Consider the following 12874-nt stretch of genomic DNA (forward strand, 5'->3'; position numbering starts at 1 on the left):
TGCTCAGTTGTGCGGCAATGTAATTAACCATAACTATCGACGAGATCGATCAATAGGAATGCCTATTGCCTTGCAAATCTTCTTTTCCGGGACAGGCTCATCACTTCCTGTATTGTATTTGGCTCTTATCGAACCGCCTGCAAGCCAGCTTTCATGTAGAGCCTGACAACCAAAACGTATTGCAAAAGAGACTAAAATAGTTGAGCCTAGTAGCAATAGTACAATCAATCGAACTAGCGATATAAACCTTTGAGACAAATTCTGAGCTAAAATGCCGTTTACTCCATTAATCCTATTTTCTATAGATGAGCCTATAAACAAGCTACGGACTTCTGAACTTTCTTCTGCCCTAGCAAGCATAATTCTAAGCCCTTCTTGTTCTGCGTAAATTGCGGGTTTAAGTGCAGGGAATCTCGCCTGAATTTTGTTTTTGACATATTGATGAAGGTCATTGACTGAAATCAAGTGATCTCGATCTAAATCTGCTTCACCTGTACAGATTCCCTCAACTAAGTAGCGCGTATAAGGCGAAAGTTCTGCAACTTGTTGACCAAAAGAAATTTGCGTTGAGCTAGAAGAACTCAAAATCGCTCGTCCTTTGCCGCCCAGTTGAGTTTTGAGATCAACAGATGAATCATCTTTTGCTACTAATCCTTCAGGAAAAGCTCCGCTAAAACAACAATCAAGAATAACTACTTGTCGTTTTGAACGGCAATCATTCATAATGTTACAGATAAAACTAGCAGAAACTGTTGAAGAGATTGATAGATCTCCTTGTAAATTCTTACGGGAAGTTCGAGTTCCCAAATGAAGTTCATTGCCACTATCCTTAAAGCCATGACCTGAAAAGAACAAGAGAACAAGATCATCTTGAGTACGACCTGTGAACAAGGATTTGATCGCTTGCCTTACTTCCTGTGAATCAGGGTTAACCAATGGTATAACTTGGTCAAAATCTCCTAGCCTTGGAGAGGTCAAAACATCTCGCATTGCTTCAACATCTTTGACTGCACCCGGAATTTGAGGGAAGTCTTGCCCGTATTCACTCACTCCAATTAACAAAGCGACTTTGGTTCCCTTTGAAGTTTGGATAGGAGTGAGATTTTCCCGACTTTGCCACGACTCTAGTGGTTCACTAACATCAAGAGCCGTGGCCACTACTTTCCCTGCAATTTGGCTTTTAGCTTTTCCCAAACGACTTTGACATCAAGCCCAGTACCTAGCTCTAACTCACCTTCGTAGTCTACTGATGGAAGAAGTGGAAGTAATTGTGGAATCAGAGGGATAGCAACCTTCAACCTATGCTTAAAACCGATCTCAGGGGACTTAAGCACTCTAAGCACCGCATCAGATTGGTTGTTGGGCGAAGATATGGAAGTGAGACGCTTCTCCAAAACTGCAAGCATACCCTGCATTTCTGATTCGGAGATTTGATTCGCATCGAGTCCATCTAAAATAGTTTGCGTCAAAGCAATTTGATTCTGATCTAACTTTTCTGTGATCGAAGCGATGATAGCCTGTTCGCCCACATCATAGCGGTTAATAAGAGCCTGACGCATCTGAGCCAAGTCACCACGAATGGCTCGCTGACCACCAAGTAATTGATCTAGCTTGGTAGCCATCTGACGCAATTGGCTGTTAACAGCTTCAGTGGCTATGGAAGGCTCATCTCTCAAGTCTTGTCTTAGGTCATCATATTCTTGCTGGTATTGAGTAGCAGATTCTCGTAATTTATCAATTTCCTCCTCGTAGTAGGTCTGTCTCCGAGGATTATCCTCAAGAAGTAAGGCATCATCATATTTTTTAAGTAGCTTCCAACGCTTGTTAATACTATCCTCTAAGTCTTTAAGCCTTTGACCCAAGATCGAGAGATTCATTAAGCTGGCTCCAAAAAATCATGAGCAGATGGTCACCTTGGTGATACTACTTAAGATAGTGCAACATAAGGGTTTTCTTCAAGTTATTCTTTTAGCCGAGTAAAGGCGTGTAATACGAAGATACTCACCCTAACAAGACACTGGTTCCGCTACATGGGGAGGTGTTCTTCACAGCATAGAGGTCGATAGCACGATGAGAGGGCGCTTGAACGCAAAAACAGGACATTCAACCTCTTTTATCTCAAAAACTCGTCACTTCAGATAGGTGATGGATTCTCGTATCCCTTGTTGAGCAAGCTTTTTTGCTTCCTACACAACGAAGCCAGTGCCGCATCTGTAGCAATTAAAAAGTGAACTGGTATCAGCCATTCACCTGTCTGCGACACTGGCGCAAAATCTCTGCTGTAACGCCTAAATTAAGCAGGCGTGAGCTTGACCACCAGCGGCGAATCGGGAACATTCAACGCTAATTGAGTCGGTGTGGAATAGGTTGCGGTCGGGTCGATCGATTGATTGGTCAAATAAGTTGTCGCCTGCTTGATCGGACTCGACAAATTCAGCGTCACAGATTGATTGACCGCCGTATCTGCACTCACCACATCAGACCACAACACGAGATAAAACTCACCACTGCTCTTTTGCAACAGCGTATGACGCACATTTTGAGTATTGCCCGCCAAGGAGTAGTTTAAGCCTCCCGAAGCCTTACTGCCTTGAGCATCATTGAGCAGACTCATCAGATTTTTGAGCGAGTAGAACGCAGGTTTTGGCGTACCATCCGATCGAATCAACCCAAAATTATTTTCTTGGTCAGGCTGGGGCCGCTCGTCCATCAGTTCGTATAGAAACGTACGCTGGATGCCTCGATTGAAATATTCCAAAAAGAGCCGAGGAACGTACTTCGCCGCCACCTGTTCTGAAACGCCTTTTTGACTAGCCTGGGTGTCGTTGATTGCCGTATGCCATCCGGTTTCTGTGACTATGATCGGCTTATCTTCTGAAACCCGCTTTGTATGAGATATCCATCGCCAATCGAGATCTTGAGCCGGGAGATTGCCCCCTGCGTAGCTGTGCATATTGCCCATATCCACCACCGATTTGAGCGACCCCAGACGCGACCCATATTCTGGAATCGCCAGCGACGGCGCAATCACCGGAAGATAAGACGTTGCCGCATTGCCTTTGATCGCCTTGTACAGATCGGTCTGATAGTCACGCACACCATCCGGGAAGGATTTGCCTTTGTAAGTCACTTCGGTGTTGACATCCCACTCGTTAGGGCCTTCGACTGCAATCACAGAAGACGTAACTTTTTTGAGCAGTTCGACCGCATTATCAGGGGTCACTCCGTCGCGAGCGTCCATCACTAGGGTCGATCGAATGCCAAACTGAGCCAATCGATTGAGCTTGTCAAACATGCCCGCATCATTGCCGCCATCGCGAATATGCCGAATGCCCAACTCTCGCAGTCTCGGCTCGACTACATCGCCAAATCGGGCATAGCTGGTGTCGGTATAGCGCAGATGCGTCACAATTCCTACCGAGTCGATAAAAGAATCGGCGCTTTTTGCCATTTCTGACGGGCTTTGGCTGGCAGCAATTGCCCCTCCAGAAATCGAAAACTGACTTTCAGGAATCACCTGTTTGGATTGAGTCGGACTTGACCACAACAGTTTGGCCACGGCGTTGCCGCCCGCTTCGCGATACTCCATTTTTAGGGCGTATTTTTGCCCGGCGGAGAGGTCGATCGTGCCCCGGTCTTCGGTGACGGCATGGCCTTGCCAATGATCGATCAGCAGTTGGCCGTTGACCCACAAGCGAACGCTGTCATCCGATTGGGTATGGAACGTGTAGGTTGCCGATTCTGTTGGTTGGATTTGACCCGACCAGCGCACCGAGAAAGAATCTGACGCAATTTGAGGACTCGGCGAACCGCTGCCCCAATCAAAATCGATCGTGCGATCGGTGCGAACCAACTTGGAATCGGTAAAATTATCATCGTCAAAATATTCGGCACTGACTCCTATCATCCCCAGGGTAGAAGAACTGGAGACCGCTGCTACTCTATCTTCTGGGAATAGGGCGTTGGGTGTAGTTGCGATCGAACTGGCCCCAGCAGGATTGGTTTGCAGGCTAACGCTGCGGCTATCCGTCTGGATACCGAGATTGAGATCTGACACAATGCTTTTCCTCGTGAGAAGTTTACTTAGCTGAGTCTCTGAATGGGAACACATTCAAATTGACTAAGGCTGGCGCTTTGGGAAAAAGCCATAAGGAATCTAGCACAGTGTCTTTTTCGACACACGATGAATTAGTAAAGTGCGTAAGTACGGCTTTTTCGGCGCAGGTTTCAGCCGATCGGCAGAGAAACGTTCAGTAAGTTAACGGATTAGTCGTGTTCGCAAAACTGTCCTCAAGATTGTCCTCAACCAGTACACAAGTTTTTTCAGGTCGAATTAGTTGAGGGTTTGAACTTGTAGAGGTTGAGCTTGTCGTAGATGTTGAACTTGTAAATGTTGTCAAAAAGCACCCTGCGGGCGATCAGTACAGCTTGAGTGTAGAGCGCGACTAAAGCTCCAAAAAATTAAATAAGTAACACTGAAACTGCCCTTGCCCAAACGCCTCAGTTGAGACGCTGGTATATTACCCCGACCAGTCTGGTCGATCCAAGTCAAGCGTTTAATCTTCACCTGATTTTTATAGTTAACCCTCACGGAAGTCAAGTGAAAGGGAAAAATTTGCTGGCTCTTTTGTCTCAAACGAATTCAAATTTCGCCAAAAAAGACTGCTCAACTCGTCGCCGCTTCTCTGACTGAACGGAATCTACAGCTTTCTTTGCCAACAATCCTGCTCAGCGCACAAAAAATGTAACGGTTTGCAACTTATAATTAGAACGAATAAACCATGAAGCATTCCTAAAGAGACTACATGCGTGTTGCGATCGCCGGAGCGGGCTTGGCAGGGCTGTCCTGTGCAAAATATCTAGTCGATGCGGGTCATACGCCGATCGTCCTAGAAAGCCGCGATGTATTGGGTGGGCTGGTAGCTGCCTGGAAAGATGAAGACGGAGACTGGTATGAGACTGGATTGCACGCCTTTTTTGGTGCATATCCCAACATGCTTCAGCTAATGGGTGAGTTAGATATTCTCGATCGCCTTCAGTGGAAACAGCACACGCTGATCTTCAATCAACCCGAAAAGCCAGGCGTGTTGTCTCGCTTTGATGTGCCTGACATTCCTGCGCCCTTCAATGTGATTGCCTCGATCATCAACAACAACGACATGCTCACCTGGGAGCAAAAAATTCGCTTTGCCTGGGGGCTATTGCCTGCGATCATTCGCGGTCAAAAATATGTCGAAGACATGGACAAATACAGCTTTTTAGAATGGCTGGAACGGCAGGGCATTGATGAAAAGGTCAACAGCGATATTTTTATTGCCGCAACCAAGGCTTTGACGTTTATCAATCCTGATGAAGTCTCTTCGACCATTTTGCTCACCGCCCTCAATCGCTTTCTGCAAGAGCGGTATGGCTCCAAAATTGCCTTCTTAGACGGGTCGCCAACAGAACGGTTGTGCCAGCCGATCGTCGATTACGTCACCGATCGCGGCGGAGAAGTGCATCTCAAAAAGCCGCTCAAAGAGATTTTGCTCAATTCGGATAATACGGTTCGAGGCTTTGCCATTCGCGGGCTGGATGGCGCACCCGATGACGTGATCACGGCGGATGCTTACGTTTCGGCCATGTCGGTCGATGTGATGAAGGTTCTCAGACCTGAAAGCTGGAAGTCATTAGAGTTCTTTCAAAAGCTGGATGGTTTGGAAGGCGTTCCGGTGATCAACCTGCATCTGTGGTTCGATCGCAAGCTCACCGACATCGACCAGCTTCTCTTTTCGCGGTCAGAGCTTCTCAGCGTCTATGCCGATATGAGTGTCACCTGCAAGGAGTATGAAGACCCCGATCGCTCCATGCTAGAACTCGTCCTCGCCCCCGCCAAAGATTGGATTGATAAGTCTGACGAAGCGATTATCGCCGCTACCATGCTGGAAATCGAAAAACTCTTCCCGCAGCACTTTAAGACCGAGAACCCCGCCAAACTGCGAAAATATCGAGTGGTGAAAACGCCGCGATCGGTCTATACCGCCAGTCCTGGCCGCCAAGCTTATCGTCCAGACCAGGCGACTCCCATCCAAAATTTCTTTCTATCCGGAAGTTATACGATGCAGAGATATTTAGGCAGTATGGAAGGTGCCGTACTTTCTGGTAAGCTGACAGCGCAAGCGATTTCAAACGCCGACTCTCTGGCTGTCTCTACTGAGCAGCGACCACTGGTCACGACTCCTTAGCAATTCGCGCTTTGTCAACCTTCCAGACTGCATCAGAATGCTGCAATTGCCCGAACCAACCACTTCCTGCTTGAGAACACTGGCTTCCGTGGAAGACGCTTACGAACACTGCCGCCAAATCACGGCGAAGTACTCCAAAACGTTCTATCTAGGAACGCTTCTAATGTCGGCGGCAAAACGTCGGGCAATCTGGGCAATCTACGTTTGGTGCCGTCGCACTGACGAACTAGTAGACGGCCCCAACGCCAATCTTACCAACGACGAAACCCTCGACCAGTGGGAGCGCCGCTTAGAAAACATTTTTGCGGGACATCCTCAGGATCATTTCGATATGGCGCTGGTCGATACGCTAGAGCGCTACCCGCTAGACATTCAGCCCTTCCGAGACATGATCGCCGGACAACGGATGGATCTGTATCGCAGCCGTTACGAAACCTTCGATGAGTTGCACCTCTACTGCTATCGAGTCGCCGGAACGGTCGGGCTGATGTCCACAACGGTCATGGGCATGGACAATACGCCGCGCACTGCCCCCTGGGAGCAGTCAAAACCGTTGCACAATCCAGTTGAGGAAGCGATCGCGCTGGGCATTGCTAACCAGTTAACCAACATTCTGCGCGATGTGGGAGAAGACGCTCGGCGCGGTCGGATTTACCTGCCGTTAGAAGACTTAGCGTTATTTAACTACACCGAAGAAGATCTGCTGAAAGGAGTCGTAGACGATCGCTGGCGTGCTCTGATGCAGTTTCAGATTCAGCGGGCCAGAAAGTTTTATGTGCAGGCAGAAAGTGGAATTGGGGCGCTGAGTGAAGATGCCCGTCTGCCCGTCTGGTCAGCACTGATGCTCTATAGCCAAATTTTGGATGTGATCGAGCGCAACGGCTACGACAACTTTAACCGTCGGGCTTACGTTCCTGGCTATAAAAAAATGGTGTCACTGCCGATCGCGCTGCTCAGAGCCAAAGTTCTCTAGCTGACAGTCGGCGAAAACAGACGTAACGGAGCAGACACATCGGAGCAAGGATCAATTCCTGATCCGATAGGTCAGTTCTTTGGTCACGATGCGCTCATCGATAATTGGTGAATTGCAACGCCATCGGGTAGTCTTCTTGTTTGAGGCGCTGCATGACGGCTTGTAGATCGTCCTTAGCTTTGGCAGACACGCGCACCGCATCGCCCTGAATCGACCCTTGCACCTTTTTGAACTCGTCGCGAATCAGTTTCGTAATTTGTTTGGCGACTTCTGAACTGATGCCTTTTTTGAGCTTGATTTCCTGGCGGACTCGATTGCCACTGGCGGATTCGGGCTTGCCGTAGTCAAAAATCTTGAGCGACAAATTGCGCTTGGCCGCCTTGGTTTGCAGAATCGTTTGAATCGAGTCCAGCGTAAATTCGCTATCGGTGTTGATCACGATCGCCTCCTCACCCAGTTCCAACGTCGTTTTGGTGTCTTTGAGATCGTAACGAGCAATAATTTCGCGATTGGTTTGATCGACGGCGTTGACGAGTTCTTGGCGATCGAAGTCGCTGACAACATCAAAAGAAAATGTAGAAGCCATAGGAAAATAGACGATTGTGGGGCATTCACAGACTTATTTAAGAGTACTCATAATGCTCATGAGGATCAAAGACCCAATGCAATAAGAGCCACTGGCGAACATCAGCGATCGCAACAGAGGAATATTCAGAATATAGGCGGCGGAGTAGAGCAGACGAATCGGCAAGTAAGCGATCGCCGTCCAGCCTGCCATTTCGGAAGTTTGCCCGGTGACATAGGCCATCAACGCCGCTACGCTAAACAAAGTGAATGACTCCCAGGCGTTTTCGTGCGCCCAGGTGGCCCGTTGCCCAAAAGCAGGTAATTTTTCTAGCGCAGCGCGAGGAGCCGCCATCATTTCTTTGTCGTAGCCCGCCCGCACGCGAGCCAGCCCCACCACTCCAAAGGGCAGGTAGACCAGAACGGCGGCGATGGCGATCGATCCCAACAAAATCGTCTGCACAGGCAACCCAAACAAACTCATTCTCAGCCCTCAGTCAAAATAGAACAACGTCACGATCTTACGTTGATCTTCGGCATCGTGGCAGGTTTGTAGCAGGGTTTGGCTATCGTGGAAGGCAAAACAGATCAATTGCTGACAGCGAGAAATGATTTCTTGGTTACAGAGCGCGCTGGCCTCCGCCAGAGAAAGATTATTATTCTCAGGATTTTCGACCAGGTGCATGACGTTTTCAAGCTGTTCGCGAGATTCACGAGGCTGACGATCCATTGTTTGGGGCAAGATCACCGTCAGTAGACTGGGATCAGCCCGTAGAGCGCCGCGAATCGCCGCAAAATTCGTACCCGTAGACCCAGATGTAATGAGACGATTTCCTTCTAAAACCAGCGCATAGCTCATCGTTTCAATCAGGTTTTGATGAGTGATGGGAACATGCCGAGACCCCAGCAGGGCGATTCGCTTGGAACTGGTCTGCTGAATGGTCGCTAGTTCTTGTAAAAAATCATCGACTTTAGGTAGATCGATCGACTGACTCAAAGCCGTATTTATCGTGACAACGCCGTCATTTTATCAGACGGGCTGATCATCCTAACAAATTATGGAAATGCGTCAAGAATCCGCGATCGCGATTGAGTTCCGTCACTGGAGCGATCGTCTTTTTCCATCACGTCAGTCCGATGAAGTTTTTTGCTTCGTTGCTTGGCGCTTCTGCCCCCCAAGCTGCCAATTCTGGGGACTTTAAGACAAGGGTTTTAGTTCAAGTTTCTTATTTATGGGTGATTTAGGACGCGATCTGACTCTGTAATCAAAGCCAAAAAATGATCGAATTCCCTCATCCCTCACCTCTCCTTCCCGTTCCCATCCCCTTCCAATCGGGAACACTCGACCTAAAACAGGCAGCAAACCTATGTGGACGATGCTCAAACGGCAGGCTTGGCAATGGCGAGGAGTTTTGATTGCTGTTCCGGGTGTGGCGGGGGTGGTGATTGGCTTGCGGTTGACGGGCTTGCTGCAAATGTTGGAATTGGCAATGCTCGATCAGTTTTTTTTGATGCGTCCCGTAGAAGCGATCGACTCCCGCATTGTGATTGTCGAAATCAATGAGTCAGATGTGCAAAAAGTCGGACAGTGGCCGATGTCAGACGCGACGCTGGCTCAGTTGATTACCCAGATTAAGCAGCAAAAACCAAGCGCGATCGGACTGGATATCTACCGCGATTTGCCCGTCAATCCAGGAGCCAGCAAGCTCAAACGAGTTTTTGAGACAACGCCCAATCTGATTGGGGTGCAAAAAGTGGCTCAAAGTGCCGATAGCTCACCAGTTGCGCCGCCGCCAATTCTCAAAAAGCTCGATCAGGTTGGCTCTAATGATTTGCCGCTAGACAGTGATGGCAAAATTCGTCGAGGACTGCTGTATCTGCAAGACCGAGAGGGCAACGACATTTTGAGTTTTGGGTTTAAGTTGGCAGCGCTTCACTTACAAAAACAGGGCATCCAGCCAGAAATGACGGCGGACGATCAGGTGAAATTGGGTAAGGCGGTGTTTCCTCTGTTTCAAGCCAGCGACGGCGGTTATGTGCGGGCAGAAGATGGGGGCTATCAGGTGTTGCTCAACTATCGGGGGCAGGCTCAACCGTTTCAGACGATCGCGATGACGGATGTGCTGAATAATCAGATTCCGTCTGCCTTGATGCGCGATCGGATCGTCTTGATTGGGGGCAGTGCCGAAAGTCTCAAAGATTTGTTTTATACGCCTTACAGCAGCACTTTTTTGTCGGCTCCCAAACGAACTCCCGGTGTCGTCATTCATGCCAATCTGGTCAGCCAAATTTTGAGCGCGACGCTGGACGATCGTCCTTTGATTAAAACCAGTGACGAAGCGGCGGAGATTGTTTGGATTGTGAGTTGGTCGATGCTGGGGGCGGTCTTGAGTTGGAGGCAGCGGCATATGATGAATCAGCGATCGCAAGCCAAAACTCCCTGGTTGGCGAGTAGTGTGTTTCTAGCGGGAGGGGGCTTGGTGATGGGCAGCTATTTCGCCTTTTTGCAGGGCTGGTGGTTGCCTGTGGTGCCGCCTTTGTTGGCTTTGGGCGGGTCGTCGATCGCCGTCATGGCCTATGTCGCTCGTATGGCTTCAGAAATTCGCAAAACCTTTGGTCGCTATCTCACGGATCAAGTCGTGGCCAGCTTGCTCGAAAATCCAGAAGGGTTGAAAATTGGGGGCGATCGGCGCAAGATTACGATTCTCACTTCTGATCTGAGAGGATTCACTGCCACATCAGAACGCTTGCCTCCCGAAGAAGTGGTTCAGATTCTCAATGTGTATCTCGAAGCGATGACAGATGTGATTACTTTTTATCAAGGTACGATTGATGAATTTATGGGTGATGGCATTCTCGTTTTGTTTGGTGCGCCGACGACTCGCAAGGATGATGCAGTAAGAGCAGTGGCGTGTTCTGTTGCGATGCAGTTAGCGATGGCGGAGGTGAATGAAAAACTGCGTCAATCCGGTTGGTCAACGTATCTAGAAATGGGTATCGGCATCAATACTGGAGAAGTCGTCGTGGGCAATATCGGCTCCGAAAAACGCACAAAATACAGTGTGATCGGCAGCCATGTCAACTTAACGTATCGGATCGAATCCTTTACGATCGGCGGTCAAACCCTAATCTCAGAATCCACCTTTCAAGAAGTGGAGTCGCTGGTCAAAATTAACGGAGTCACACAGGTACAGGCAAAGGGCGTACAGCATCCCATCTCGCTCTATGATGTAGCGGGCATTGGCGGCAAATACAATCTATCCTTCGCTCAACATCAAGAACATTTCTTTGCGCTACCCGCAGCCATTCCGATTCGATATGCGCCATTAGAAGGCAAACACATTAACGAAACGCTGTCAAAAGCCAGACTCCTGCAACTGTCAGAACGCGGGGCAGACGTACAGTTTGATGAGTCAGATATGGAATCCTTTCCGACAGCGTTGAGTAATCTCAAACTTAATTTATTGATGAACGATCGCCCAGAAATTGCAGCCGAAGATATCTATGCCAAAGTGGTCAAAACTTCTCCAGAAGCGGGAAAATTTCACATTCGATTTACGGCCAAAAGTCCGATCGTGGGGCAGATTTTGGATCAACTCTATCGATCGATTTCAACCCCTGAAACTTAGCGGATGTTTGAGAAATTTTGAGGAATTTTGAGGCTTGCTGCATTGGTTGGCAATCGATTTTGGAGCGGATATAACAGGTTAAAGCTTTCAATTGATCTGCTGCATCTTCCGATCTGTCACCACACGATTTTAGCGATCGCTTCGTGAATTTGATAAGGTTATTACTGACGCTGACACCCAGTTTCGCTGCCCAATCTGCCGCAGCAGAGAGCCAAAAACCGCAGGCAGACCAACTATTTCAACAAGGCAATCAGCTTTCTGATCAAGGTAAGTTTCGTGAAGCGCTGCCTGTCTTTCAGCAAGCTCTAAAGATTCGCCAAAAGCTTTCAGATCGGGTCGGTGAAGCAGATACCTTGAATGCGATCGCCCTCACTCATCAACAACTCAATCAACTCGACGCGGCTCTTCAGACGTATCAACAAGCGCTGCTGATCTATCGCAAAGAAAAGCGTCCCCTGCTCGAAGCTTATGTGTTGGGGTCAATCGCGTCGATCTATCGAGATCTCAATCAGCCAGAAGCAGCCCTGACCGCATTTGAACAAGCACGATCGCTGTTTCGGTCAGAAAATAAGCCTCAACAAGAAACTCGGACGCTGCTCTCGATCGGACTGACGGTTTATCGATCGGCCAAACCGGATCGCTTGCAGTTGGCGTTGGCGGCGGGTCAGCAAGCCTTAGAGATCGCCAAAACTTTAGAAAAATCAGCACTTGGTGATCAAGCTCAATTTCTCAAAGGACAAGCCTTGACGCTGATCGGTTTGGCTTATATGGCTGAGAACCAATTTGAACCCGCGATCGACAGCCGCAAACAAGCGATCGCCAGCTTTCAAACGATCAAGGGCGCGCTGTCAAAACTTTTCAAGACCGAGGCGCAAAAGCCACGATCGCTTCCCTTTGGACAGTAGACGATGGCGGAACTCAAGTTTTGATGGATGCCTTTTATGCCCGCTTAAAAAAGGGAAATTTGACAAAAATTGAGGCTTTACAACAGGCACAGATTGCTTTGATGAAGAACGATCGATCGCTCAACTACTCAAATCCAATGCGCCAAATGGCGCTCAACCAATCTACAGTCCCCTAGACCATCCCTACTATTGGGCCCCATTTATCTTAATTGGCAACGGACTCTAATCAACGCCAATTCGATGAAATCTTTCGCCACAATGATTAATCTGACGTGAATTCGATGAAATCCCTCGCTGTGGCGATCACTCCAGGCAGCCCCCTAAATCCCCCAAGTTTGGGGGACTTTGAGCAAGAAATCCTGTCCGAAAGTCCCCCAAACTTGGTAGGGTTGATTTATTCTAGGGAGAGAAAAGCGAACAGCCGATTCCCTCATTAGTTGCTAAGAACCATCCAAATGAAAGAATCAGGGTTTTGGGTTTCCTTGATTTTCCCTTAATCAGAATGAATCAGCCCTACCCCAAACTTGGGGGGTTGGGGGGCAGAAGCGTTAAATACCGAAGCGAAAAAACTCTATCGAA

11 protein-coding genes are annotated in these 12874 nt (G+C 48.5%); 5 read left to right on the forward strand and 6 right to left on the reverse strand.

The annotated features are described in order from the left end of the window. Positions 1-33: 33 nt before the first annotated feature. The 3 genes from ACKFKF_RS24750 to ACKFKF_RS24760 all read right to left on the reverse strand — a co-directional run bounded on the left by ACKFKF_RS24750 (position 34) and on the right by ACKFKF_RS24760 (position 4057). Positions 34-1194: a caspase family protein gene (locus ACKFKF_RS24750; protein ID WP_446870127.1), complete on the reverse strand. Its 1161-nt coding sequence runs from the start codon at positions 1192-1194 to the stop codon at positions 34-36. Further along, positions 1158-1877, reverse strand: coding sequence for a hypothetical protein (locus ACKFKF_RS24755; RefSeq protein ID WP_446870128.1), 720 nt, complete (start codon positions 1875-1877; stop codon positions 1158-1160). The genes ACKFKF_RS24750 and ACKFKF_RS24755 overlap by 37 nt, the downstream gene beginning before the upstream one ends. Before the next feature lie 416 nt (positions 1878-2293). After that, on the reverse strand, positions 2294-4057 hold the full coding sequence (locus ACKFKF_RS24760; RefSeq protein ID WP_446870129.1) for a PA14 domain-containing protein: 1764 nt from the start codon (positions 4055-4057) through the stop codon (positions 2294-2296). A 748-nt stretch (positions 4058-4805) separates the two neighbouring features. On the opposite strand from ACKFKF_RS24760, the gene pds reads away from it, so the two are divergent. Then, on the forward strand, positions 4806-6224 hold the full coding sequence (gene pds / locus ACKFKF_RS24765; protein WP_446858610.1) for a 15-cis-phytoene desaturase: 1419 nt from the start codon (positions 4806-4808) through the stop codon (positions 6222-6224). Between the two features lie 37 nt (positions 6225-6261). Beyond that, the gene (crtB, locus tag ACKFKF_RS24770) at positions 6262-7197 is read left to right on the forward strand and encodes a 15-cis-phytoene synthase CrtB (RefSeq protein ID WP_446858609.1); all 936 of its coding nucleotides are present in this window, start codon (positions 6262-6264) and stop codon (positions 7195-7197) included. 94 nt (positions 7198-7291) lie between these two features. Here crtB and ACKFKF_RS24775 read toward each other — a convergent pair whose 3' ends face one another. From ACKFKF_RS24775 to ACKFKF_RS24785, 3 genes are read right to left on the reverse strand one after another with little or no spacing between them, the layout of a single operon-like run. After that, positions 7292-7783: a YajQ family cyclic di-GMP-binding protein gene (locus tag ACKFKF_RS24775; protein WP_446858608.1), complete on the reverse strand. Its 492-nt coding sequence runs from the start codon at positions 7781-7783 to the stop codon at positions 7292-7294. A gap of 33 nt (positions 7784-7816) precedes the next feature. Continuing rightward, positions 7817-8245: an MAPEG family protein gene (locus ACKFKF_RS24780; RefSeq protein ID WP_446870130.1), complete on the reverse strand. Its 429-nt coding sequence runs from the start codon at positions 8243-8245 to the stop codon at positions 7817-7819. Positions 8246-8254: 9 nt separating this feature from the next. Then, positions 8255-8758: a DNA recombination-mediator protein A gene (locus tag ACKFKF_RS24785; RefSeq protein ID WP_446858606.1), complete on the reverse strand. Its 504-nt coding sequence runs from the start codon at positions 8756-8758 to the stop codon at positions 8255-8257. A 370-nt stretch (positions 8759-9128) separates the two neighbouring features. Here ACKFKF_RS24785 and ACKFKF_RS24790 point away from each other — a divergent pair, with 370 nt between their 5' ends. From ACKFKF_RS24790 to ACKFKF_RS24800, 3 genes are all read left to right on the forward strand, one after another. Beyond that, entirely contained in the window at positions 9129-11390 is a 2262-nt protein-coding gene (locus tag ACKFKF_RS24790; protein ID WP_446870131.1) for a CHASE2 domain-containing protein, read from the forward strand. 143 nt (positions 11391-11533) lie between these two features. After that, a complete protein-coding gene (locus ACKFKF_RS24795; RefSeq protein WP_446870132.1) occupies positions 11534-12295 on the forward strand; it encodes a tetratricopeptide repeat protein in 762 nt (253 codons plus the stop codon). Further along, on the forward strand, positions 12274-12471 hold the full coding sequence (locus tag ACKFKF_RS24800) for a CHAT domain-containing protein (RefSeq protein WP_446870133.1): 198 nt from the start codon (positions 12274-12276) through the stop codon (positions 12469-12471). Before ACKFKF_RS24795 ends, ACKFKF_RS24800 begins: the two co-directional genes overlap by 22 nt. The last annotated feature ends 403 nt before the right edge of the window (positions 12472-12874 follow it).

This window comes from Phormidesmis sp. 146-12, assembly GCF_052939495.1.

Coding starts and splice junctions, on each gene's coding strand:
- ACKFKF_RS24755 (WP_446870128.1), bottom strand. CDS start 1,877: ATGAATCTCTCGATCTTGGGTCAAAGGCTTAAAGACTTAGAGGATAGT.
- pds (WP_446858610.1), top strand. CDS start 4,806: ATGCGTGTTGCGATCGCCGGAGCGGGCTTGGCAGGGCTGTCCTGTGCA.
- crtB (WP_446858609.1), top strand. CDS start 6,262: ATGCTGCAATTGCCCGAACCAACCACTTCCTGCTTGAGAACACTGGCT.
- ACKFKF_RS24775 (WP_446858608.1), bottom strand. CDS start 7,783: ATGGCTTCTACATTTTCTTTTGATGTTGTCAGCGACTTCGATCGCCAA.
- ACKFKF_RS24780 (WP_446870130.1), bottom strand. CDS start 8,245: ATGAGTTTGTTTGGGTTGCCTGTGCAGACGATTTTGTTGGGATCGATC.
- ACKFKF_RS24790 (WP_446870131.1), top strand. CDS start 9,129: ATGTGGACGATGCTCAAACGGCAGGCTTGGCAATGGCGAGGAGTTTTG.